The 23,656-nt window shown below is 54.9% G+C and carries 23 protein-coding genes; 10 read left to right on the top strand and 13 right to left on the bottom strand.

Annotation, left to right across the window (positions count from 1 at the left end; all coding sequences use genetic code 11):
- Nucleotides 1-45 precede the first annotated feature (45 nt).
- The gene (locus tag ACO6TI_RS07885; RefSeq protein WP_422384696.1) at nucleotides 46-288 is read left to right on the top strand and encodes a hypothetical protein; all 243 of its coding nucleotides are present in this window, start codon (nucleotides 46-48) and stop codon (nucleotides 286-288) included.
- Entirely contained in the window at nucleotides 285-572 is a 288-nt protein-coding gene (locus ACO6TI_RS07880) for a hypothetical protein (RefSeq protein WP_422384695.1), read from the top strand. Before ACO6TI_RS07885 ends, ACO6TI_RS07880 begins: the two co-directional genes overlap by 4 nt.
- 121 nt (nucleotides 573-693) lie before the next feature.
- On the opposite strand, the gene ACO6TI_RS07875 is transcribed toward ACO6TI_RS07880, so the two are convergent.
- From ACO6TI_RS07875 to ACO6TI_RS07860, 4 genes are all read right to left on the bottom strand, one after another.
- Nucleotides 694-1,236, bottom strand: a complete 543-nt coding sequence (locus ACO6TI_RS07875) for a DUF2199 domain-containing protein (protein WP_422384694.1) — start codon at nucleotides 1,234-1,236, stop codon at nucleotides 694-696.
- A 331-nt stretch (nucleotides 1,237-1,567) separates the two neighbouring features.
- The gene (locus ACO6TI_RS07870; protein WP_422384693.1) at nucleotides 1,568-2,353 is read right to left on the bottom strand and encodes a haloacid dehalogenase type II; all 786 of its coding nucleotides are present in this window, start codon (nucleotides 2,351-2,353) and stop codon (nucleotides 1,568-1,570) included.
- 272 nt (nucleotides 2,354-2,625) lie between these two features.
- On the bottom strand, nucleotides 2,626-3,102 hold the full coding sequence (locus ACO6TI_RS07865; protein ID WP_422384692.1) for a YybH family protein: 477 nt from the start codon (nucleotides 3,100-3,102) through the stop codon (nucleotides 2,626-2,628).
- A 68-nt stretch (nucleotides 3,103-3,170) separates the two neighbouring features.
- Entirely contained in the window at nucleotides 3,171-4,007 is an 837-nt protein-coding gene (locus ACO6TI_RS07860) for an RNA polymerase sigma factor (protein ID WP_422384691.1), read from the bottom strand.
- Between the two features lie 170 nt (nucleotides 4,008-4,177).
- On the opposite strand from ACO6TI_RS07860, the gene ACO6TI_RS07855 reads away from it, so the two are divergent.
- The 4 genes from ACO6TI_RS07855 to ACO6TI_RS07840 are packed head-to-tail and all read left to right on the top strand — an operon-like array spanning nucleotide 4,178 to nucleotide 6,676.
- The gene (locus ACO6TI_RS07855) at nucleotides 4,178-4,777 is read left to right on the top strand and encodes a TetR/AcrR family transcriptional regulator (RefSeq protein ID WP_422384690.1); all 600 of its coding nucleotides are present in this window, start codon (nucleotides 4,178-4,180) and stop codon (nucleotides 4,775-4,777) included.
- Between the two features lie 3 nt (nucleotides 4,778-4,780).
- Complete coding sequence (locus ACO6TI_RS07850) at nucleotides 4,781-5,668, top strand: SDR family oxidoreductase (protein WP_422384689.1); 888 nt, start codon at nucleotides 4,781-4,783, stop codon at nucleotides 5,666-5,668.
- Nucleotides 5,661-5,990, top strand: coding sequence for a putative quinol monooxygenase (locus ACO6TI_RS07845; protein WP_422384688.1), 330 nt, complete (start codon nucleotides 5,661-5,663; stop codon nucleotides 5,988-5,990). Before ACO6TI_RS07850 ends, ACO6TI_RS07845 begins: the two co-directional genes overlap by 8 nt.
- Complete coding sequence (locus ACO6TI_RS07840; protein WP_422384687.1) at nucleotides 5,987-6,676, top strand: SDR family NAD(P)-dependent oxidoreductase; 690 nt, start codon at nucleotides 5,987-5,989, stop codon at nucleotides 6,674-6,676. The genes ACO6TI_RS07845 and ACO6TI_RS07840 overlap by 4 nt, the downstream gene beginning before the upstream one ends.
- Nucleotides 6,677-7,071: 395 nt before the next feature.
- Here the strand turns inward: ACO6TI_RS07840 and ACO6TI_RS07835 are convergent, their stop codons facing one another.
- Nucleotides 7,072-8,496 carry a relaxase/mobilization nuclease domain-containing protein gene (locus tag ACO6TI_RS07835; RefSeq protein ID WP_422384686.1) on the bottom strand — a complete coding sequence of 475 codons (1,425 nt, stop codon included), beginning with the start codon at nucleotides 8,494-8,496 and terminating at the stop codon, nucleotides 7,072-7,074.
- Nucleotides 8,493-8,876 (bottom strand): plasmid mobilization relaxosome protein MobC, encoded by a 384-nt coding sequence (gene mobC / locus ACO6TI_RS07830; RefSeq protein ID WP_293948682.1) that lies wholly within the window; start codon nucleotides 8,874-8,876, stop codon nucleotides 8,493-8,495. The genes ACO6TI_RS07835 and mobC overlap by 4 nt, the downstream gene beginning before the upstream one ends.
- Nucleotides 8,877-9,547: 671 nt before the next feature.
- Between mobC and ACO6TI_RS07825 the strand changes: the two genes are divergently transcribed.
- Nucleotides 9,548-10,942, top strand: a complete 1,395-nt coding sequence (locus ACO6TI_RS07825) for a hypothetical protein (protein ID WP_422384685.1) — start codon at nucleotides 9,548-9,550, stop codon at nucleotides 10,940-10,942.
- A 168-nt stretch (nucleotides 10,943-11,110) separates the two neighbouring features.
- Here the strand turns inward: ACO6TI_RS07825 and ACO6TI_RS07820 are convergent, their stop codons facing one another.
- The 5 genes from ACO6TI_RS07820 to ACO6TI_RS07800 all read right to left on the bottom strand — a co-directional run bounded on the left by ACO6TI_RS07820 (nucleotide 11,111) and on the right by ACO6TI_RS07800 (nucleotide 17,030).
- Complete coding sequence (locus ACO6TI_RS07820) at nucleotides 11,111-12,340, bottom strand: M24 family metallopeptidase (protein ID WP_422384684.1); 1,230 nt, start codon at nucleotides 12,338-12,340, stop codon at nucleotides 11,111-11,113.
- Between the two features lie 202 nt (nucleotides 12,341-12,542).
- Nucleotides 12,543-13,397 carry an ABC transporter permease gene (locus tag ACO6TI_RS07815; protein WP_055391933.1) on the bottom strand — a complete coding sequence of 285 codons (855 nt, stop codon included), beginning with the start codon at nucleotides 13,395-13,397 and terminating at the stop codon, nucleotides 12,543-12,545.
- A 9-nt stretch (nucleotides 13,398-13,406) separates the two neighbouring features.
- Nucleotides 13,407-14,675, bottom strand: a complete 1,269-nt coding sequence (locus ACO6TI_RS07810; protein ID WP_422384683.1) for an ABC transporter permease — start codon at nucleotides 14,673-14,675, stop codon at nucleotides 13,407-13,409.
- A 73-nt stretch (nucleotides 14,676-14,748) separates the two neighbouring features.
- Entirely contained in the window at nucleotides 14,749-15,849 is a 1,101-nt protein-coding gene (locus tag ACO6TI_RS07805) for an extracellular solute-binding protein (protein ID WP_055391935.1), read from the bottom strand.
- Nucleotides 15,850-15,935: 86 nt separating this feature from the next.
- Nucleotides 15,936-17,030: an ABC transporter ATP-binding protein gene (locus ACO6TI_RS07800; protein ID WP_055391936.1), complete on the bottom strand. Its 1,095-nt coding sequence runs from the start codon at nucleotides 17,028-17,030 to the stop codon at nucleotides 15,936-15,938.
- 447 nt (nucleotides 17,031-17,477) lie between these two features.
- On the opposite strand from ACO6TI_RS07800, the gene ACO6TI_RS07795 reads away from it, so the two are divergent.
- From ACO6TI_RS07795 to ACO6TI_RS07785, 3 genes are all read left to right on the top strand, one after another.
- Nucleotides 17,478-18,356 carry a substrate-binding domain-containing protein gene (locus tag ACO6TI_RS07795; protein ID WP_104705468.1) on the top strand — a complete coding sequence of 293 codons (879 nt, stop codon included), beginning with the start codon at nucleotides 17,478-17,480 and terminating at the stop codon, nucleotides 18,354-18,356.
- 19 nt (nucleotides 18,357-18,375) lie between these two features.
- Nucleotides 18,376-18,840, top strand: a complete 465-nt coding sequence (gene tsaA, locus ACO6TI_RS07790; protein WP_055391938.1) for a tRNA (N6-threonylcarbamoyladenosine(37)-N6)-methyltransferase TrmO — start codon at nucleotides 18,376-18,378, stop codon at nucleotides 18,838-18,840.
- A 129-nt stretch (nucleotides 18,841-18,969) separates the two neighbouring features.
- Entirely contained in the window at nucleotides 18,970-21,084 is a 2,115-nt protein-coding gene (locus ACO6TI_RS07785; protein ID WP_422384682.1) for a 3-hydroxyacyl-CoA dehydrogenase NAD-binding domain-containing protein, read from the top strand.
- Nucleotides 21,085-21,379: 295 nt separating this feature from the next.
- Here ACO6TI_RS07785 and ACO6TI_RS07780 read toward each other — a convergent pair whose 3' ends face one another.
- Complete coding sequence (locus tag ACO6TI_RS07780) at nucleotides 21,380-22,414, bottom strand: phosphotransferase family protein (protein ID WP_422384681.1); 1,035 nt, start codon at nucleotides 22,412-22,414, stop codon at nucleotides 21,380-21,382.
- Nucleotides 22,414-23,649: an acyl-CoA dehydrogenase family protein gene (locus tag ACO6TI_RS07775; protein ID WP_104705464.1), complete on the bottom strand. Its 1,236-nt coding sequence runs from the start codon at nucleotides 23,647-23,649 to the stop codon at nucleotides 22,414-22,416. Before ACO6TI_RS07775 ends, ACO6TI_RS07780 begins: the two co-directional genes overlap by 1 nt.
- Nucleotides 23,650-23,656 lie beyond the last annotated feature (7 nt).

Here is a 23,656-nt window from a genome sequence, read left to right as displayed (position 1 = left end):
TCAGGGGGGGCGTTAGCAAGCCAACCCGAACAAAGGAGATCAAACATGGCACGTAACAACACCCAACCCGCCCAAGCGCACACCCGCGAGGTCCGCGCCCCGGAATTTCTGGCGTGGCACGTCACTCACAAAGGCGAGCAATCCTACTGGAACAAGGTCGGTGCAACCTGGATGCACAAGGACGCAAGAGGCTACACGCTTCAGCTCGACTCCCTTCCTGTCGGCGGTCGCATCGTCTTGCGTGAACCGCTGAACGACGCAATCGACAACACAGTGGGGCGCTCATGAGCGCCCCAGTCACCAGCCAGATCGACTGGCGCAGTGTTGCGATAAGCATCACCCATCATAAGCGTCGCTGGGACTCGAACTTCGATCACATTGAGGTTCAAGTGATCGGGAGTGGCGAGATACCCATCACGGAAACCGGATATCGATCTCTTTTTGTACAGACGTTCTATGTTGAAGAGTTTGACGGGCCGCAATCATACGTCCTCGCGTGGCTTGAGCACGAAGTAGAAACTCCGCAATGGAAGAAGCGCCAAGAAGCTGAACGCCCGCTCTCGTTGTTCTAGCGATGGTTATCGGTCCAAACCTGGACCGTCATAGGACGGTCTTGTTCTATTTCGCTTCACAGCGTATGCAAACACTCGAAAGTTGTTTCGGCCTTGGGTTCTTCTCCACGACGCACTCCAATTAATGTGGCATGAGTTGGACAAGCTCAACCGCGCGATCCCAGGAGATACCATCATATTGATCGCGGTAAAGTGGATGATCACACTCTTGGACTTGGATGACAGGCCGTTGTCCGGCGGCCTGCCCCTTTACGTCACACTTTAATTGAACGGTATTACCGCGCTCGTCCAAATCATTATATCCGGGCATTGTTATGGCGAGCCAACCAAATGAAATTTGTCCGATACGATCGGTACCCATGGTTTCCCTGTAAAGATGAAATTCCTCCACTGACTGTGACACCCACACGCCCCAGGTCAGCGGCTCGCTTGCGCCATGAATTGGAATGTCGAGTATGCCTTTCACAAAAAATAGCTTGTTGTCGATGGCACACGTATCTGCGTCCAAGTAAATACGAGCTTCGCGTTCGTCCTCGGGAACATCAAAATAAAAAATCGGCATGTCATAACCATAAGCGGGGGTGCCGCGCTGAAATTCGTTACAACAGACGCACTTGTATTCGAATGTTTTCTTCTTCTGATCTATGGCGTAAAAGTCAGGCATGGGTTCTTTCACTTATTTTTTTGACCGGCTATCAACGGGCATTGACGTAACTCCAGCACTTTTAGACGTTTCCAAGAATTCCCAAACACCTCAATAGGCGCGATTACTTTTTTCAGAGAAATGGACAATTCATCAAGTGAAAGGGAGTGTATTGTTCCCGACTGCCCCGCATTCCTCTTTTGAAACTGGTCTTCAGCGTCAAACTAATCTTCTAACTGAGATTGGATCGAAGTCTTTACACTGCAACAGACATTCTACCCCGTTCAATTTTTGTCTAAACTGGTACCAATCACACTCAAAGTGGTCCGTTAAAATCTAAGCCTAATTCAAATTAAGGAGTTTTAGGAACCCCGTTCCGCTGCTCTGCGAAGCGTGTGAGCACATTTATCCCCTCACCGGTTATGATCAATTTTTGATCAAGATTTTCTGGCTTATGCCCAAATCTATTCACCCAGACTGTTGGATACCCAAACCAGCTCGCACCTACCGCATCCCAACCACCAAATGCACAAAACGCGATGTTCCGCTTTGGAAGGCCAAAGTGCTCTACCCCCATTTGATAGGCTTTCGGTGCAGGCTTGAAAGCTCTAACACGATCAGTGGAGAAATATTGGAATCTGTCTTCAATGCCCCCATTGCGGGCGTTCGAACGAAGCATCTCCTCAGTAAGGTTAGAGAGAAATGCGAGCTTAATGCCTTGCCTTTCAAATTGATCCAAGGCAGCGGGAACATCCGGCCACGGCTTTAAATTTAGCCAAACATCCATCAGTTGACGCTTCTGCTCATGTGTTACCGAGACACCATGGTGATCAACGGCATAATCGAGCGCCTGTCCAATGACAGTGTAAAAATCTACGTACTGATCTCCACCCGTACGTAACCACGTATAGGCAAATATCTTATCAAACCAAGTTTTCCCAAACCCTCCATGTTCAGGAAAAACCGAGCGCACCAAAGTGAAAATTGGCCGCGGATCAAATATTGGGAAACCATCAAAACCAATCGCTTTGATGGCCATATCTTTTGATGCAGCTTGTGCTAGTTGCGTTAACGGTTGAAATGTTGCCATAGCCAGTGTGCCCATTCCAGCGGTGCAAAGAAAATTTCTTCGGTTCATTCTTTTTCGCCTTTTTTTTCAAACCACATTGTTATATTCGAAGCGCACTATGCCAACGTTACATTGCGCACCATGTTAATAAGTTTTGAGTTGAACGGGTTTACTTCTACTCCCCGCCTTTTATGGACAGCACAATCAGAAACAAACTTTTGAAATTAGTCAGTATAATTCTGACCATCGAATCTTATTAGTTTAGGAAATTTTCCTTCATGTGATCCTGTCATTATTTCGGCCTTTAGCAACGCGAAAGGCGGGCGAAGCTGCGGCTAAAATTACTCGGTTAACAGGCGAGCCCCATAGGGATTGTCGATAACCATTTTCCAATTGCCATCGGCTTGAAGTCGGAGAACCGCCACAGATAGTCCGCCTTGCTCTATTTTTGCTCCGTCGGGCGCTGTGCCTACCATCGACCAAGGCGCAATATGAACAGCTGTGTCACCAGAAACATAGACTTCATGGCCATTATAGGTAACTTCGGGTTTCGCCGCTATCATTTGGGAGAATATCTGTCTGGCTATCGCAGAGTCCGTGACGGCTTGACCAGGTTCGAACATGATAGCCGCGCCATCTCGATAAGTGGACATAATGCCGTCAACATCACCCTTTTCCAGGCTAGATGTCATGTTTTCAACAGTTGCAAGTACAGTTTTCTCTTCTTCAGTCATTCGTTTTCCTTCTTCACTGTGAGCCGCGGTAGCGACAAAAATAACGCCAGCCATGATGACAGATGAGGTTAGTTTCTTAAGCACTTTTGGATCCTTCCTTGTTAGTTGCGTCTAAAAAATATTCACGTCGCCCATATGCCAACGGGCGGTTCTTAAGTTCTGTCGGATGAACTCTGCCAGCTTTCTCCGTTAACAATTTCGGCCAGCCTGGCCCCCAGATCGTTAGGACAGGTTAATGCTGGCATTGATCGCTGAAGGATTAAAGTTCGCAATGATTTTTCTACGGACCTGGCTTGATTGAGAACATCTTCATAAGTGGGCTCACCAATCTGAGCATAAACCAGACGTTCTTTCTGTACGCGACCAAGATTTACTGCGGCAGGCAGACGGCGGGGGCATGAGCATTTCGCATTGTTAGTCGCGAGTCCGCAGTGAGCTGATGTAAACGCTACAACTTCGTTTCTGGCGCGGGACAACCGTTGGCGAAAATTTGCTTTAGAGATTGATAAGATGTCTGCCGCTTCAGTATGATCGAATTCGAGGACGTCGCCCAGCACATAGGCAACACGATGCTTGAGGTCGAGGCACAAGAGCATTGCCATTGTGCAGGAGATACGCAGCTCGCTGAGCAATAGGTCTTCCTCGCCCGATGGGGCAGGATCGGTTACCAAGCCTGCATGCAAATCTTCTCGGAAAACTTCAAAGCTTAAGCCGGGATCACGATCTCGAACTTTCTTTGCATTGAGCAGATAGTTGACAGCGACCCGATAAACCCATGTCTTAAACGCACTTTTGCCTTCAAATGTCGACAATTTCGTAACGACGGTAATCAATATTTCCTGCGTCGCCTCAAGTGCATCATCAGGGTTCACCAGCATACGCATCGCCAAGCGATGAACATTATCCTGAACATCACGCACCACGGCTTCCAAAGCGGCACGGTCACCATTCTTTGCATCTTCAATTTGCGTTTTAAGATAATCGCTCATTTAATTCAGTTCCGTTTCATCGTTCTATTTAATTAGACAAGCCCACGCTCCAATGTGTGACAAGGAGTTTTGAACCAGAGGTCAGGATCATCAATTGACATTAATAACAGAACGGTCTATTATTATCAATGTAATCGTTCTTCGAACATCAAATTAGAGGCAAAACCGCCATGGCACGCACACGAAACGAAGAGGCCTACAACGATACGCGCTCCAAGTTGCTCACTGTCGGCATGAACCTCATCCGGGCTGGTAGCTATGAAAGCGTTGGTATCAATGACGTGCTGCGAACAAGTGGTTCTCCCAAAGGCTCGTTTTATCATTATTTCCAAAGCAAAGAGGTTTTTGGCCTCGAAGTGGCCAAGCACTACCATGTCCAGCAATTGCAAAGTGCAAAAGAGATTTTGCAAAACTCAGAGCTAGCCGCTTTGGAACGCCTAAGCGCATTCTTCCAGATGGCATATGATGACTTCGAGGCGAGAGGATTCACTCAAGGTTGCCTGATGTGCAACCTCTCTACGGAACTTGCCGACGAACAACCTGCTTTTCAGAAACTGCTTAGGGAGCATTGGCATGCGCTCAGTTCAGAGATCGCCACTTGCATTGCAGAGTTGGACAAATCTGAAATCGGCCTTGAACATCTCAGCGATGCGGAAGCAGGCGACTGGCTTCTTAATTCCTGGAGCGGCGCACTCACAAGGATGAAAGCCGTCGGTGATGGTGAGCCGCTTCGCCTCTTCCTCAAAACAACATTCAAAAAGGTAAACTAAATCATGTCTAATCTAAAAACTGTTCTTATCACCGGTGCCAGCAGAGGCATCGGACTTCTCGCGGCCAAAGCACTCGCAGAACGCGGACATTACGTTTATGCCTCAATGCGCGATATAAAGGGGCGCAACAAATCTGCAGCGGAAGAATTGCAGATCTGGGCGGGGGAAAACAAACTTTCTCTTGAACCCATTGAGCTTGATGTAACCGACGATCAATCTGTCAATACAGCGATTAGCAAGATTGAGGCACAACGTCCGCTTGATGTTTTAGTGAATAATGCCGGCGCCATGCCGACAGGCCTGACCGAAGCCTATACCCTTGAGCAAGCCCAACAAAATTTCGACGTCAACATGTTCGGTATCATGCGGACAAGCCGAGCGGCACTCCCCCACATGCGGGGGCGTAAATCAGGACTTCTCATCAGTCTCAGCTCTGCCGCCGGGCGGTTTGCAATGCCGTTTTTCGGGCTTTATTGCGCAAGTAAATGGGCCATGGAAGCCTATTGCGAAGCCCTTCACTATGAACTCGAACCCTTTGGTATTGAATCGGTTATCATTGAGCCAAGCGGCCACGGCACAGACCTTGTAAAGACCTCACCTGCGCCTGCTGATAAAAAGTGTGTCGAAGCCTATGGGCCTATGGCTGGAGGCCGTGAAAGTCTACTTGGTATGTTTCAAGACATGTTTGACCTTGGTGATCCGGGGACTGATGCCAACAATGTTGCGACCAAAATTGTTGAGCTTGTGGAAGCAACTAGCGCCAGACCAATCCGCACGCAAGTCGGGCACGATATGGGTGTTAGTGCCGTCAACGATGCTGTCGCACCCATTCAAGCTGAACTCATCAAAGGTTTAAAGCCCGTCTATATGGGAGAAACAACTGATGCGTAGCCCCGTCGAACGTCTCCATATTTTTGCGACAATCAAGCCAAAGCCGGAATTTTTTGATCAGGCTAAAGCTGCACTAGAAGAATTGGTTCAGCCAACTTTGGCCGAGCCTGGGTGCCACTTGTTCACAGTCCTCGAAAACCGTGACAAACCGGGCGTCCTGCACCTCTTTGAAATCTTCGACGACGATGCGGCAGTGCAGAAACATTATGAAAAGTATTACACCAAAGAAGTATTTGCCAAATACCAAGACTGGCTCGCATCGCCAGTCGATATACAGCATCTATCAGTGACATCATCCTACTCTTCGGAGCAATTCGTATGACCGAACACGCCCTAATCGTTGGTGCCGGCCCCGGGCTGAGCGCATCTCTCGCCAAGCTTTTTACTGATGAGGGAATGACTGTTTCTCTTGCCGCGCGTGACACCGAAAAGCTCTCGACGCTGTGTAAGGAGACGGGCGCTCAGGCCTTCGGTTGCGACGCATCCGATCCACAGAGCGTCGAGCACCTGTTCCAGCGTCTCGATGAAAATGAAAGGCTACCTGATATTGTTGTTTACAATGCTGGCGCTTACACGCGCGGGCCGGTTACCGACCTTGATGTTGAGGCGGTACGCAATGTCCTGATGGTGAATGCACTTGGCGCCATGCTGGTCGCGCGCCAAGCAGCCAGACACATGCTAGAGCAAGGCAGCGGTGCGCTGCTGTTCACCGGTGCCTCTGCGGGGGTGAAGGGATATGCTCAGTCTGCGCCGTTTGCCATGGGGAAATTCGCGCTACGCGGCCTGTGCCAAAGCCTTGCCCGGGAACTCTCTCCAAAAAACATCCATGTGGCTCACTTTGTCATCGATGGCTGCATCCTACAACCAGAGCGCGGCGCTCCATTCGATGATCCCGACACAACACTGCATCCTGATGAAATCGCGAAGACTTATCTTGCCATCGCGAAACAAGATCGTAGCGCCTGGACTTGGGAAGTTGAGTTGCGTCCATCTGTGGAAGATTTTTAATCATCTAGAACAGGGTGCTGCATGCAGTCAAAACGCAGTAGATTACTTGTCAGACCATTTGCTTAAATGAGGTTCAACGAATGACGCCATTACGGACTTTGGCTGAATCACGAATGTGGGTTCAAACAACGATGTCTATGTCGGTCAGGATGGCATTGGCACAAGCGAGGTATGGATAAAAATCTCTACGCTACAATAAATCACAAACTTGACTGATGAAGTTACACTAGAAGCGACTGGTACCCTGATCGCGGCGTAGCCGTTGCGACGACAGGTTTCTAAGGGCTGCCCTGCGATCAACGTTCCGGCAAAAGGGCGACCATTGCAGCGCCCACGTCGAACTAGAAGGCGCGACTTGAGGCAATAGCGGCAACGTCAAACAGCACGGTGTTTCCTTATAGATCGTGATCGAGTTCAGGCCCGCGCGGCGGTGTTTGTTGGTGTTCGCGCAGGCGTTTCAGATGCTCGTCGGAAGACATGTGTTTCTTTGCGGCATCCGGTTTCTTCTCTTTCAAACGGTCGAGACGTGGGTGTTTGGAGTCCAGCGCGGGTTGCTCGCGCATCGTGACAAGCCGTTCGAAGGCGGTCTTTACCTTGGGCTCTTCACCACGACGCATCAGGCGATAATATGCGGCATCGTGATGCAGGGCGCGCGAGGCTTGCGCATGCTTGGTGCGCGCAGCATTGATCTCCTTTTGCAGATCGCCGCGCTCACGTAACTGCGCGTTGATCGTCATTTGCCGCTGATCCTGATCGCGGCGTAGCGCCCACATCACTTCAAGCTGGTTTTGCTTTTTTAGCTGAGCCCGCATGCCTGTCAGACGATCCCACAGGCCCATCATGCCTTTGCGGAATCGATCCGCTCTTGTGCGAGCTTCAGCTTCAAACCGCGCCTTCTGGCCTGCGTCCAGCTTGGCGCGTTCCAAGGCATGCGCCTTCGCCATTTCCATACGGCGCGCATTCAGTTGATCGAGTTCGGCACGGGCGGACGCGCGTGCTTCATCGACATGCGATTTGATGCGCGGGAGAATTTCTTCGGCAATGCGCTTGCGGGTCTCCTCAACGCTGTTCAATGCGTCGGGCTTTCCAAGACGGGCATGCAGCTCTTTCGCTTTCTTGCCCGTCGCCCGTGAGATCGAAATGACTTCACCTTCGAAGGTGACAGCCACATGGCCGCGCCGATCCCCGCACGCAAAATAAAAGCCGCGCTCTTCGAGAGCGTGCGCGAAGGTGCGAGCCGAATCCGAAGTCGCCCAGGCTTCTTGTATCAGTTCTTTCAATTCGCCCGCATGCCGACCGATCCGCTTGGCCTGCTGCCATTCATCAAGCGAGAAGTTTCGGGGGTCGCGGTCCTTGGGATCGATCAGGCCGCGCGGCATCTGCCAGCCATTCTCAAGATAGAGCTGACGCGAGACCTCCCGAAGCTTGTTCTTATAGAACGACATTGGCTTGGCGGTCATCGTTTCAGGATCGATCCGGCTCCATACCGCATGACAGTGCCGCCGTCCTTCCTTCTCGTGGAAAACAACGACGCGCGGCTGGCCCGTCAGGCCGTTTTTCTCTTCGATGGCTTCAAGCGCTTTTTCGAAGGTGCGAACGTGGACACGCTCGTTCTCGGGCGGATTCAGAGACACCGAAAACATGAACTGTCGGCACTTTGTACCTTTTGCGATGGCTTCGGCTTCGCGGAGTGCGCCGACGACATCATCAGACATGAAGCCGCGAATATCGAGCAGCTCGACATGCTCGTTTTCTTCGGTCTTGAGGAGATGCAGCCCGAGCTGCTTTGCGCCGCTTCGTTGTGAACCTTTCAGGATCATGACGGCTCCACATCGGTACGATGGCCGAGCGCGCGAAGAAGCTCCCGCCGCATCAGCGCCACGTCGGCGCATGCGCGCCGAATGTCGCGTTCCGTATCGGGGAGAACAGGCAGTGTGCCGAGATTTGCCATCTTGGCGAGCTGGTTCAGATTGTTGGCGATCCTCGACTGTCCAAGCATTGCGAGTACCTGCGCCAGCTTCTGTTCATCCTTGATCGGGCGACGAGATCGCGCCCGTGCACGTTTCTTCTTGAGCCCCTGACCATCGAAAACCTTGCGGCGGATATACGCCCCAAGCGGCATGTCGCCAGCCAGCTCCTCAAGCCTAGCGCGCTCTTCAAAAGTCAGTCTGAGGGAGAAAGGAGGTGTCTTTGTTGTCATCGCGCCACCCCGCAAATGTCCCGCTCGGGGGCATTTGCAGGGATTTGGATTGCGCTAAGTACCTGATTCCATTGAGCGAGAATATCGAACAAGGTGTTCGAACTTTCTCCTCTTAGGTGCGCCAATTCCGTGCATGTTCCTCCCGAAGAGATCGCTGACATTGACAATCTGAATCACGGATTTCACGCTTGTGCCAAGCGCGTTTGTAACAACTCGGGGCAACCGTCGTTAAAGTCGAAAGTTCATTGTTGCAAGCAAGGGCTTCAAAGGGCCAGAGCCTGCTGTCTATCTCGCTGAGTTCGAAGGTTTTGCTCAGAAACTCCCGCGCAAATTGATTGTGTCCTTTTAGGCAGACACGAGACAACGCTTCACACGTAAGTTCGGTCGTGGGACGGTTCGTCAGGGTCACACCACATGACTATTGTCCCAGGTGCTTTGACAATCAATTCAGTCGAAACAAAATGTTACAGCACACGTTTAAGTGGCACTCATTGATTAGCTCCATATTCTACCCCAGATTTTAAGAGATTTTTCTTAAATCCAAGATAGCTGTTGGTGTTTGCAATCTTGGATTTAAGGATTTCGTTATGATGTGCAGAATTGCAATTTTTGGTGCCTTGTTAGCTGTGTCATCCCCTACTTGGTCGCAATCGCGCATAAGTGCGGATGACATGCTTCGCCAACTTGTTAGTCGCGGGACGGAGCGCGCGGAAGAACAGCTTATTAACCAGCTTTTTTCCATGGCGCCGACGGGTGTACTGACGCGTGAGATGGCAGAGACAATCGATCAAAGGCAATCTGCTTCAAACCGAATTAGTGTGATGGCTCCGGTCCTGCAGAATGACCTCGATGGAGACGCAGAAGTGTCGCAGCTTGAGATCAACCGCGTTCGAGCCGTGATGTCGGGCAAAAAAAGATCGCATTTCGAGAAAATGTTGCTCAAGGTCGACACCAACAAGGATGGGATTTTGTCGGCGGCTGAAATAGGGGCTATGGCAGACGAAACCGTGGCAAAACAACAAGCCAACCGTAAGCGCCGCTCGCTGCAGGGCGCCTCGTTCATGGTTTTCGATTCCAATGACGACGGTGTGGTTGTCGTCGATGAAATCCTTCAAACCTTGAGGCGTGTGGCCGAGGAAGGCGCTCCTGTCAGAAGCAATGCCGGCATAGGGCAATCCACCGGCTGCAATTTGCCACCTCCTTCTCAAAAGGCAGAAGTTGTTTTCCTGGGTGGTTATGAAGGAACCGCGGTGTCCAATGTGGCGGTAGCAGGTCTTGATCGTGAAACCAGCTTTGCGACGCTCGATATCGAAAGGGGTGAAAATCCGGTTTACATCGTTGTTAGCGTCCACGATGCGATGGTCCTGCGCATCACCGGGGCGACGGAGCGCGTTGAACGATTTGTCGGCGTGAGCCGTAGCGGCATCGGGGTGGTCGGGTTGCCGAGAGACAGAGTTGAACTCGCCACGCTGAAAGAATGTCGCATTCCACCGGCTCATAATCTCGATTCCTCGAACGGGATAAAAGCACGAGCTCTACTGACCGCGAACCTTGACCGGGAGGTCCAGATGGCGGGTCACTACGACCTTGGTTGGGTGAAACTTCCTTCTGGTCGCAGCGACACATCAGCAAAACCGCGACAGGCCAGTGGTAGTCTTGTCATTCACAAAGGCAACAGACGCTTTCGAATGACTGACGACGGCTTTGAAGAGATGGTCGCTTCAAACACACCTTCAGCACTACAATCAGATCTTCGTCGCTACTACCCGGACGGCGTTGCGACCGTCGATCCAGAAAGCGTCGTGACCGACGGCAAGGCCGAAGCGTATGATGTACTGCCACAGCAGGCGGGTTTGATCCAATTGATGGAAAGCGGCGCATTGAGCGTGCTAAGTGACGGCACCTTTTCTATCGACAAACCAATCGCCAGATTTCCTGCGGGGCTGAACGGAGGACACTCTGTAAGGTTTGTCTTGCGGCGTGGCGTTCCAATGCCTGCAGGCAATCCCGGTCATTCGAGGGTACTGATCGAAGAGACCGGAGCGTGCGCTGGGTCACGATGTTGAGCGAAACTCGCGCGAGGAGGGCACCTTTGCCGGACAAGAAGGCTGTGAGGTCGCGTTTTCCGTCGAGAGTAATGGGGTCGGCGAATTTCCTATGCACACCGACAGGTGTCAACGAAAACGGAGCGTATTTGCGCCCCGTCCCCGTTGTCTTTCGCAGTAATAATGGCGTCAGCGCTTCGGGATGATGTTGTGTTCCGGACCGAAGGGGAAGCCGGTGATGTTTTCCGCGCCATCCTCGGTCACGATGAGGATATCGTGTTCACGATAGCCACCTGCCCCGACGTCGCCTTCCGGGATCATGATCATGGGTTCCATCGAGACGACCATGCCCGGCTCAAGCACTGTTTCGACATCCTCGCGCAGTTCCACGGAAGCTTCACGGCCATAATAATGGCTGAGCACACCGAAGGAGTGGCCGTAGCCGAAGCTGCGGTATTTCAGCAGATCGTGGCTGCGGTAGATGCCGTTGAGCTCTGAAGCAATGTCGCAGCAACGCGCACCCGGCTTGATCAGTTTGAGGCCTTCGCGATGCACATGGCAGTTGATTTCCCAAAGACGCAGGTGCTCGTCTGACGCGTGTTCGCAAAAGAGCGTGCGTTCCAGGGCCGTGTAATACCCGAAGATCATCGGGAAACAGTTCAGGCTCAGGATATCGCCTGCCTCGACCACCTTGTTGGTGACCGGATTGTGGGCACCATCGGTGTTGATCCCCGACTGGAACCATGTCCAGGTGTCCATCAGTTCGACAAACGGGAAGGACTTCGCGATTTCCCGGATCATGGCGTTGGTCGATGCGATGGCAACTTCATGTTCGGTGACGCCTGCCTGAACAGCCTCGACGAGCGCTGCACCACCGACGTCGCAAATACGTGCACCTTCCCGGATCAGCACGTGTTCCTCGGCACTCTTGATCGTGCGCTGCGCCATGGCGTCCGCGGCGATATCGACGAACTCGACCCCCGGGAAAGCCGCTTCAAGCAACTTGAGAAGATCAAGCGAAACATGATCAAACTCGATGCCGATGCGCCTGACGGACGGATTGGGCCAGCCCACCAGCGTCTGCAGGGCGTGAAAGTAGTTGTCCCGGCGCCAATCGGTATAGATCACGGTATCGCCATGGGTCCGGCGCCAGGGTTGGCCGCCGTCTATGCCGGCCGCAACCGTGGTTGCCTTGTCCTGCGTGATTACAAGGCCGTATTTCCGACCGAAGTAGCAGTACAGAAAACCGGAGTAGTAGCAGATGTTGTGATAGGAGGTGAACAGGCAGGCGTCGATCTGGCGCCCTGCCATGAGCTTGCGCAGGCCCGCCTGCCTCCGGTCCATTTCTTCCGGAGAGAACGGGGAAAAGGCCTTCTCACCATTGTTCATTTCGTAAATGCGGATCATGTCGTCGCTCATGGAAGATCTCCTTTCTTGAATGCGGTCCTATTCCGCCTTGTCTTCCGTTACAGGGCCAAAAACGCAAAACGGGCCGGCTTCCTTCAAGAAGCCGGCCCGCCAGGCCCAAAATCAAATTGTCATGCTACCGGGAAAACCCTTGTCTTCCACCCGGCGACTGGCGTTCCGCCACCGGCACCTTTTGTGAGCAGCTGGGCTGAAATCAGCCCGGTGTCACACCTCTAAGCCTTTCTGAACGACGGCGCAAGAGCTCCAGTACGGTCAGAAGCGCAATCGAAATGAACACCATGAGGGAGGCCACTGCCAGAATGGTCGGCGAAATCTGTTCGCGCAGTCCCGTGAACATCTGCCAAGGCAAGGTTTTCTGTCCGGCGGAGCCAAGGAAGAGCACCACGACCACTTCGTCGAACGAGGTAATGAAGGCAAACAGCGCGCCGGAAACAACGCCAGGGATGATCAGCGGCATCTGCACCTTGAAGAAGGTGGTGACCGGGTTTGCACCAAGGCTTGCCGATGCCCGAACGAGACTGCGGTCAAACCCGACCAGCGTCGCAGTCACGGTAATGATCACGAAGGGCGTGCCGAGCGCGGCGTGCGCCAACACGACGCCGACATAGGTGCCCTGCAGGCCGATGTACGAAAAGAAGAAATACATGCCGGCAGCCGAAATGATCAACGGCACGATCATTGGAGATATCAGGATGGCCATGATCACGGGCTTGAACGGCACATGCGACTGCGAGAGGCCGATCGCTGCCACGGTTCCAAAAGTGGTCGCGAGCAGCGTTGCAACGGGCGCAATAAGAAACGAGTTCTTCAGTGCCTGCTGCCAATCCGGATTGGTGAAGAAGTCGTTGTAGTGCTTGAGCGAGTAGCCCTCTGGCTTCAGCGACAGCATCTCCTTGGTGAAGGTGAAGAAATCCTGGGCGTTGAAGCTGAGCGGGAGGATCACCATGATCGGGAAGATCAGAAAGAAGAAGATCAACCCGCAGATGAACCTGAAACTGTAGAACCATGTCCGCTGGAGAGGGGACGCATATGGTGGAAGTGCGCTCATCTGGTCCTCCTATCCGAGCTTGACGTTGTCGATGCCGACGATCTTGTCGTAGACAACAAAGAGAACGAGAACCGCTACCAGCAGCAGGGTACCAAGTGCGGCTGCCAGACCCCAGTTGAGCGATGACGAGATGTGATAGGCAATCCGGTTGGATATGAAGATACCGGACGTCCCGCCCACAAGCTCGGGCGTGATGTAGTAGCCGATCGACAGAATGAAGACGAGAACCGCACCGGCACCGATGCCGGGGACCGATTGCGGGAAATAGACCCGCCAGAACGCCGTCCAGTCGTTCGCGCCGAGGCTTTTCGCCGCGCGGACATATGTTGGCGAAATCGTCTTCATCACCGAATAGAGCGGCAGGATCATGAACGGAAGCAGAATGTGCGTCATGGCAATGATCGTGCCGGTCTGGTTGTTGATCATCACCAGACGGCCGCTGTCGGAGATCAGATTTATCCAGACCAGAAAATCATTGATAACACGCTGTTGTTGCAAGAGCACCTTCCAGGCGGATGTTCGGACCAGAAGTGATGTCCAGAACGGCAGAAGCACGAGGATCATCAAGAGGTTTGACGTCCGCAGCGGCAGGGCCGCCAGCAGAAATGCGATCGGGTAACCGAGCAACAGACATGAAAGGGTGATGACAATGGACAGGAACAGGGTGCGCCCGAACAGGAACAGGTAGATACGTTCGTCGGCGGGTTTGAGCTCAACGCCTTCGGGGCCAAGCTTGGCATCAAAAGCGTTCAGGAAGTATCCGCCCGTATAAGCCGGTGAAAACTGCTTCAGAACCTGCCAGGTCGTGACGTCTCCCCACTTCTTGTCGGCTGCCAGAAACTGGTCCTTGAGTGGCTCGCCTTCGTCCATGCGCTTGATGCGGCGGCCGGTCTTGCGGAACAGACTGGAAATCCCGCTTTGCTCATAGTTCAGACGAGACCCGAGGCGGGTGTGGGTTTTTTCATCCACGGCGACGACCATGTCGTCATAGAGAGCGGCAAAGACGACTTCGTCCGGGACTTCACCGGATCCGGGGTCCCATTCCTGCAGCGCCACAACCGTCTTTGGCAGGGTCTCCTCAACAATGCTGTTCTCAACTGACCTGTGCAGCATATCGATGATAGGCGCAACAAACGTGATCAGGATAAAGATCAGCAGGGGAGCGACCAGCAGGAATGCGCGCAATTTCTCTCGAAACAGTGCACGGCCAAGGGCGGCTTTCAAAGGCCGTCCGTCCTGCGTCGTCAATACCTGACCGTCCTGGGTCGTATCGCTCATGAAACTGTCTTCCGCATATCAAGAAAAAGGTTCCGGGTGAGGCTTTCCCCCACCCGGACCATAGTCAGTTGGCTTACTGTGCCAGCCACGCCTGGAACTTGGCGTCGATGTCGTCGCGGTAATCCGCCCACCACTCGTAGTTATAGAGGAAGGTGTTCTTGGCGTTGTTCGGATCGGTCGGCATGTGCGGAGCCATGTCGATGCCGAGCGAAGCATGCTTGCCGACGAGCGGCGCGGAAGACTTGCGGGCCGGGCCGTAGGAAATGTACTTCGCCTGATCGGCCAGACGCTGGGTGTCGGTCGCGTACATGACGAGTTTTTTCACTTCGGCAAGACGGTCTTCGGGAAGACCGGCCGGGATGATCCAGCCGTCCAGATCGAACACCTGAGCGTCCCACAACATCTTCACCGGCTGCTTCTGCTCTTCGATCAGGGCAAACAGACGGCCGTTGTAAGTGGAACCGATCACGACTTCCTTGTCGGCCAGAAGCTGAGGGGTTTCAGCACCGGCAGACCACCAGACGACATTGTCCTTGATGGAGTCGAGCTTCTTGAATGCCCGATCCTGACCTTCTTCGGTTTCAAGAACGGTGTAGACGTCCTCTTTCGGCACGCCGTCGCACAGAAGTGCCCATTCCATGTTGTTGATCGGACGCTTTTCCAGTGAACGCTTGCCCGGGAATGTTTCCAGATCGAAAATGTCGCAGATTTCGGTCGGTTCCTTGCCGCCCCATTCGTCAATGTCGGAGCGATAACCGAACGTTGTCGAATAAACGATCTGAGGAATGAAACACTCGGAAACAAGCAGGTCACCGAAGTCTTCGGAGGCCGGTGTTCCATCCGGAGCTGCTGCCAGGTCCGTGTCCGGATTGATTTCCATCGCCAGGCCTTCGTCACAAAGACGGATGGCATCGGAAGCAACAACATCGACCAGATCCCAGGTGATGTTGCCGGCCTCGTTCATGGCACGCAACTTGGCGACAGCCTCTGCCGAGGACTCGTCCCAGATCACGGTGACGTCCGGATTTTCAGCCGAATACGGATCCGTATAGGCATTCTTCTGGGACGACTGGTAAGCACCGCCCCAGGAGACGAGCGTCAGGTCTGTGGCGAGTGCAGCACTACCGGCAAATGCCAGGGCTGTACCTGCCAGGATTACAGTTTTGAGCTTCATTTGAGCTAGCTCCCTCTTTATTTGGGATTGAACGGATTATCTTCCGTTGTTGTCGCGGGCGGCCCTTTGCCGTCCACCTCGCGAATTTAGGCAACCGCGTCGAGCGCTTTACAGTCGTTCATTGCCCAGCCGACCTGGACAGTTTCTCCGACATGCAGCTTACGCTTCTCTCCACGGTTGCGAACCTTGACGATGAATTCATCGTTTCCAGCCACGTTCATGCGAACACGAATGTGGTCTCCCAGATAGATCAATTCCTCGATCCGTCCATTGACGAGATTGTCCATGGTATCGTTGGTGTCGAATTCGACACGCTCGGGACGGAGCGACAATGTGGTCAGGTCGCCAACTGCAGAGACATTGACCTTGTCCGCCTTGAGCTGCGTGCCGTCGCCGAGTTCAACAAGGCATTCCTCACCGTCAACGCCGACAACCTTGCCATTCAGCTTGTTGTTCTCGCCGATAAACTGCGCCACGAACGAATTCTGAGGATCTTCATAAAGATCGTCGGGTGTCGACAGTTGCTGAATGATGCCGTCGTTGAACACCGCAACACGGTCCGACATCGTCAGCGCTTCCGTCTGGTCATGGGTCACGTAGACCACCGTGACGCCCAGATTTTCGTGAATATGCTTGATTTCATACTGCATCTGCTCGCGCAGCTGCTTGTCGAGCGCGCCGAGCGGCTCGTCCATCAGGACGAGTTCGGGGTCGAATACGAGCGCGCGCGCAACGGCAACGCGCTGTTGCTGTCCGCCGGAAAGCTGCGCGGGACGCCGATTGCCAAAGGCACCGAGTTCGACCATGTCGAGCGCGCGTTGAACCTTTTCGGCCTGTTCCGCCTTGCCGACATTTCTGACCTGAAGCGGAAATGCCAGATTTTCCGCCACCGTCATATGCGGAAAGAGCGCATAATTCTGAAAGACCATGCCAATACCGCGCTTGTGCGGCGGCACGTTGTTGATCGGACGGTCATTCAGGTAAATCTCGCCATGCGTCGCCGGTTCGAAACCTGCCAGCATCATCAGGCACGTTGTCTTGCCGGATCCTGAGGGTCCCAGCATTGTCAGAAATTCGCCGGGCGGAATATCGAGGTTGAGGTTCTTTACGACGAGGCTTTCCCCGTCATAGCTCTTCTGAACGCTGTCATACATAACAGCAGCGCCCCTGTTATTCGCCATTGTGTCCCCAAATCCGGTTCTATTGTTTTTATGGACAGCACAACAGTTTCGTCTGGCGACAGGTGCCACCGGTCAGATATTTGCCGAAGCCATCGAGGGGTAGAAAAACAAAAAAGATGCATCTTTGAAAGAGGCTTGTGAAAAAAAATGAATAATTTTTGTTCATCGCCCGACTTTATATTTTGCTTTCTGGTAAAATTATGGAAATTCTACTCATGCAAAAGATCCCGGAGGAACAATTCTTCCTTCCAGGGCAGCGTGCATTCTTTGAGCACACGTGGTGCTGTCTTGAGTTCACAAGAAAAATATCATCTGAAGCTTGGGAACCGTTATGCCTAAAACGTCGCAAATTACGCTTCAAGCGGCGCGGCGCCGATCTTTGACGTCTCGCATTGTTGAATTGCGCGCTCGGTCTCGGCTACGCTTTTCGAAACAGCAGGAACCACATTGCCCGATTCTGACAACACCAAGCCGCTTTTCCTGACCACGAAAGAAGTTGCTGATCTTTTGCGTGTCAAGGAGCGCAAGGTCTATGACCTTGCCGCCGCCAACGAGATCCCTCACCGACGGATCACGGGCAAGCTTCTGTTTCCGGTGGAGGCGATTCGCACCTGGGTCGATGGGCCGGATAACCCGCCGGGCAACGATCGGCCAAACGTGCTGGCCGGTTCTCACGACCCGCTTCTGGACTGGGCCATTCGGGCCTCGGGTTGCGGTCTCGCGACACTCTGCAACGGCAGTCATGACGGGCTGACACGGTTTCAATCGGGCGCAGCGACAGCGAGTGGTCTGCATCTGCCCGAACAAGCTGGCTGGAACATCTCCGCAGTTTCGAATGCCGGTCTTGTCAACAGCGTCCTTATCCATTGGGCCGTGCGCAAACGCGGGCTTCTTGTTGCGTCCGGGACGAATGATGGCATCCGGTCCATGGCAGACCTCAAAGGACGGCGCGTTGCAATGCGCCAGCCAGGTGCAGGTGCTGCCTTGCTCTTGACCAGACTGCTGACCGAGGCGGGGCTGAGCGAAGGCGATCTGGACCTGAGCAGGGACCAGGCCCACACGGAAAGTGATGCAGCGGCTGCCGTCGCAGCCGGTGACGTCGACGCCTCGCTCGGCATAGAAGCAATGGCAAGGCAATTCAAACTCGCCTTCATTCCCCTCGTGGATGAAAGTTTCGACTTGTTGATCGACCGCAAATCCTATTTTACCGAGCCGTTGCAAAAACTCTTCGCGTTCTCGAGAACAACCGGTTTTCGGGACAAGGCCGATTCTCTCGGCGGGTATGACATGAAGGATCTCGGTACGGTCCGCTGGTTATCCGACTGAGATCAGACAGGACACAAGCATGAGCGACATTCGCGCGCACGAAATCATGGTGCCGACATCCGAACCCGATGACGCGAGGCTTCATTTCATCGGACGTATCCACACGCCATGGACCGACCGAAAGGACTGTCCGCGTCAGGGGAAACAGGATGGACCGGAGTGCCGGATCGAGATCTTCGAACCATGGGTTCCGGCGCTGAAAGGGATCGAGGACTACGACCAGATAGAAGTTCTTTACTGGCTCGACAAATCCAGGCGGGACCTGGTCGTACAAAATCCGGGTCACAGCGACAGAACTTATGGAACATTTGCACTGCGCTCGCCCGTCCGCCCCAATCCGATCGGGACAGTCGGTGCAAAGCTGGTGAAGGTCGAGGGTTCGACATTGATCGTGCGCGGCCTGGACTGTCTGAACGGAACTCCGCTGCTCGACCTCAAACCGGACCGTTGCGCCTTTACGCCCAAGGCGTCACCGAAAGACTGACAACACAACCCATGCCGTAACCAGTAACGGATATTCGGGTCACACCCTTTGGACAACTTGACAACTGTAGTCCGGAACTGAAAATTCCGGCGAAAGAGCGCCTGTTCCGGGCGGTTTCGGGAGGATTTCATGAAATCAGGATCAGAGACCGGTTTGACCGGTATCAACGACGTCGTGTCGATCGACAGGCAGGGCGGGATCGCGCTCGTTGCGCTGAACAATCCGCCCGTGAATGCCGCCTCGCATGCGGTGCGCTCCGGCCTCTGGCAGGCCATCGAAACTCTGCAGAACGAGCCGGAGATCAAGGTTATCGCCATCTACGGCGAAGGCCGGACCTTCATTGCCGGCGCGGATATCCGGGAGTTCGGCAAACCTCCCAGGGATCCCTGGCTTCCCGACCTGTGTAATTTCATTGAAGACTGCAAGACACCCGTCGTTTGCGTTCTTCACGGCACAACGCTCGGCGGTGGACTGGAGGTCGCCCTCGCCAGTCATGCACGTGTCGCCCTTGCCGGTACAAAGGTCGGGCTGCCCGAAGTCTCCCTCGGAATTCTGCCCGGTGCCGGCGGCACCCAGCGCGCACCTCGTCTTGCCGGCATAAAAGCGGCGCTCGATCTCATCACGAGCGGCAAACCCATTTCGGCAAACCAGGCGCTGGAACAGGGACTGATTGATCAAATTGCAGACGGCGCGCCGCGCGAGGTTGCCCTGACCGCAGCCAGGGAATTGCTCGACGGCGAACTGGCAAGCAGACGCACATGCGACCTTACCGTTGCAGACGACCCGCAGGCGCTGACCGCGATGCGCGACAAACTGGCAAAAACGCAACGGCTGCTGTTTTCGCCGCACAAATGCGTCGATGCGGTCGAGGCCAGCAGACTGCCGCGCGAGGAGGGCCTCAAGGAGGAACGCCGTCTTTTCAACGACTGCATGGACAGTCCGCAACGGGGTGGCCTGGTCCACGCCTTCTTCGCAGAACGCGCGGTCGCCAAGGTTCCGGAATCCTCCGCCACGCCGCGTGACATCCGGAAAATCGGTGTCATCGGCGGCGGCACGATGGGCTCCGGCATCGCGACCGCCGCTCTCCTTGCCGGGTTTCAAGTGACCATGACCGAGCGGGACAAGGCCGGTCTCGACCGGGGCACATCGACAATAGGAGCCAATCTCGACGGTGCCGTGAAACGCGGAAAGCTAGGCGCCGGGGCCCGGGATGAAATTCTTTCCTCCAAGCTCTCAACGGCGACGGAACTTGATGCCTTGTCGGACGCCGACCTCATCATCGAGGCCGTGTTCGAGGACATGGGTGTCAAACGCGAGATCTTCGGAACGCTCGACAAGGTGGCCAGACAAGGCGCCATTCTTGCGTCCAACACCTCCTATCTCGACATCGACCAGATTGCGGCGGCGACCAGCCGGCCGGGGGATGTCATCGGACTGCACTTCTTTTCCCCTGCCCACATCATGCGGCTCATGGAAGTGGTCGTTGCCGAAAAGACCGGCGCGGACGCGGTTGCCACCGGCTTCGCCCTTGCAAAGAAACTGAAGAAGATCGCGGTTCGCTCAGGTGTCTGCGACGGCTTCATCGGCAACCGGATCATGACCTTCTACAAGAAGGCGGCCGACTACATGATGATGGATGGTGCTTCGCCGGAGGAAATCGACAAGGCGATCACCGGCTTCGGCTTCGCCATGGGCCCCTACCAGGTGGCCGACCTTGCCGGTCTTGATATCAGCTGGGCTGCCAACAAACGCCGCGCGGCGACGCGCCCTGCCGAAGAGCGCTACATTCCGATCGCCGACGAGATTTGCGAAAAGGGCTGGTTCGGACGCAAGACCGGACAGGGTTTTTACATCTACGACGCAGAGGGCACCCGCCCCAATCCGGCCGCGCTTGCAATTATCGACGCAGAGCGCGCCAAGGCAGGCGTTTCACCAAGGACCTTTGCCGAAGACGAGATTGTCAGCCGCTTCATCACCGCAATGATCCTGGAAGCAACGCGCGTCCTTCAGGAAGGCATCGCACTCAGGCCTGTCGACATCGATGCAGTCTTCCTGTTCGGCTACGGCTTCCCGCGCTTCCGCGGCGGCCCGATGCACACCGCGGACCAGATCGGTGCGGCGGAACTGGTTCGGCGGATCGAGGACTATGCGCAGGAAGACGCGTATTACTGGCAGGTTCCGGCGTTGCTGCGGAAGCTGGCTGAAAGCGGTGGGACCTTTGCCGAGATGAATGAGCAGAGCTGAAACATCTTTGGGTGTTGACTTGGCCACGACCTCGTCCTGTGGAAGCGAGTAGCGCTGTCTTGCAGGAAGTGTCACGAATTCCGGTACATGAGGCCCATCTTTCGTGACGTTGGTTTCTCCGGTTGTCATCCCGATGTGGCGCCTGGGCCAGGACCGGGATCCAAAACGCCGGCGTTTTCCGGTAAACCCACAAACAAATGCAATTACTGGATCCCGGATCTTCGCTGCGCGGCGCCCGGGACAACAAAACGGGGTTTCAGCACCGTTCGGGACATCAAGTATCGGCGGTTTGGATTCAAGCAGATTTCGCCGCTTCCAGCCCGCCTTTTGCGTATTCGGGTACACTGGCCCCGAGCTTCAATCCCAGTTCCGGATTGGAAGCATTGCCGTCAAGGGATCGCTTCTTGACGCCCTGGAGGATCGCACCCATGCGGAAAAAGGCAAAGGCGAGGTAAAAGCCGAAACCCGGAATGCCGGGCAGCCCCATGCGCGCGCAATAGGCGTCGATGAAGGCCTCATCCCCGGGAATACCCAGCATCGCCCGGTCGACCCCTGCGAGACCCCGCCCCTCATTTCCCGGAGGCCGTTGCCACTGCATGATCAGGGCGGCAAGGTCCGCGAAGGGATGGCCGATTGTCGAAAGTTCCCAGTCCAGAACGGCCACACACTCGGGGCCATTTTCGGCAAAAAGAAGATTGTCGATACGATAGTCACCGTGAACCAGAGTCCTCTTGCCGTCGTCGTCCGGTACGTTTTTGTCGAGCCAATCGATCAGCATGTCCATTGCTGCGATTTGTTCGGTTTCGCTGGCACGATACTGCTTGGTCCAGCGATCGATCTGGCGTCTGTAGTAGTTTCCCTCAGGCCCGAAGTCCGAAAGGCCAACCGCCGCCAGGTCAATCGCGTGAATGGCCGCCACAACCCGGTTCATGCTGTCGTAGATGCCGGTCCGCAGGGTCTTATCGAGTCCGGGCAGCCTCGGATCGTCGAAGTTCCGGCCCCTCACCAGTTCCATGACATAGAAGGCCGACCCGAGAATTCTGTCGTCCTCACACAGGACATGCATCTTCGCGACCGGGACATTGGAGCCCGCGAGAGCGTGTTGAACCCGGAATTCCCGGTCGACTGCATGAGCGGATTTCAGCAGGACACCGGGCGGTTTGCGGCGCAGGACATAATTGCCGGAAGCTGACGTTAATCGGAATGTCGGGTTGGACTGGCCCCGATTGAATTTTTCAGCCTGTACCGGCCCTGCAAATCCGTCGAGATTCCGGTTCAGCCAATCGGCTAGTGCCTTCAAGTCCAGTTCCGAACCGGCAGGTGCCATCATCAGATCCTGTCATTGGTATACTTCCGCAGCTCCGTGCGGGCCACCTGACGTCGATGCACGGCGTCCGGACCGTCCGCGAATCTCAGGGTCCGCAGGTGAGTCCACATGGCAGCAAGCGGGAAGTCCTGGCTGATGCCGGCTGCGCCATGAACCTGCATGGCCTCGTCGACGATTTTCAGCGCCATCAGGGGCGCGACGACCTTGATCTTGCTGATCCAGGGCTGGGCGGCGCGCGTTCCCCTGGTATCCATCATCCAGGCCGCCTTCAGACAGAGCAGACGCGCCATCTCGATCTCCATGCGCGCGTCGGCGATGATGTCGTAGTTGGCACCGAGATCGGTCAGTTTCCTGCCGAATGCCTGCCGGTTCATGGCCCGTTTGCACAGGAGTTCAAGCGCCATTTCGGCCTGACCGATCGCCCGCATGCAGTGGTGGATGCGGCCCGGACCAAGACGGCCCTGCGCAACCTCGAAGCCCTGTCCCTCGCCGAGCACCAGATCTTCCGCCGGAACCCGGACATCGGTGAAACGGATATGCATGTGGCCATGCGGGGCATCATCTGCTCCAAAGACCTGCATCGGTCGCAGGACTTCAATCCCGTCGGCATCGCTCGGCACCAGGAACATGGAATGCCGGCTGTGTTTGTGGGCAGACGGATCTGTTGAAGCCATGACGATATAGAGCCTGCAACGCGGATCTCCCGCCCCGGTCGCCCACCATTTTTCGCCGTTGAGGATCCAGTCATCCCCGTCGCGGGCCGCGCTCAGCGCAATGTTGGTGGCATCGGACGAGGCGACGTCCGGCTCGCTCATCAGGTATGCGGAGCGGATCGTTCCCTCCAGAAGCGGTTTCAGCCAGCGCTCCTTGTGCACCTGCGACCCATAGCGCTCAAGCACCTCCATGTTGCCGGTGTCGGGTGCATTGCAATTGAAGACCTCGGCGGCGATCCCGACCTTGCCCATTTCCTCCGCGAGATAGGCATATTCGACGGTGGACAGCCCGAAGCCTCTTTCGCTGTCGGTCAGCCAGAAATTCCAGAGCCCGCGTTCCTTCGCCTTCGTCTTGAGGGTTTCCAGAATTTCCAGCTGCCGCGGCGTATGCTGGAACCGGTCTCCGGACGGATGCCCGCCAACCTCGTGATGAAACTCGATATCCAGCGGTGCAATCTCTTCCTCGACCATCTGCCGGACCTGCTCGATGAGCGGCCGCACCCGGTCCGATATGCCCAGATCCATGACGTCT

This window comes from Roseibium album (genome assembly GCF_965233825.1).
Taxonomy (GTDB): domain Bacteria; phylum Pseudomonadota; class Alphaproteobacteria; order Rhizobiales; family Stappiaceae; genus Roseibium; species Roseibium album.
This window is presented reverse-complemented; position numbering and strand designations above follow the sequence as displayed.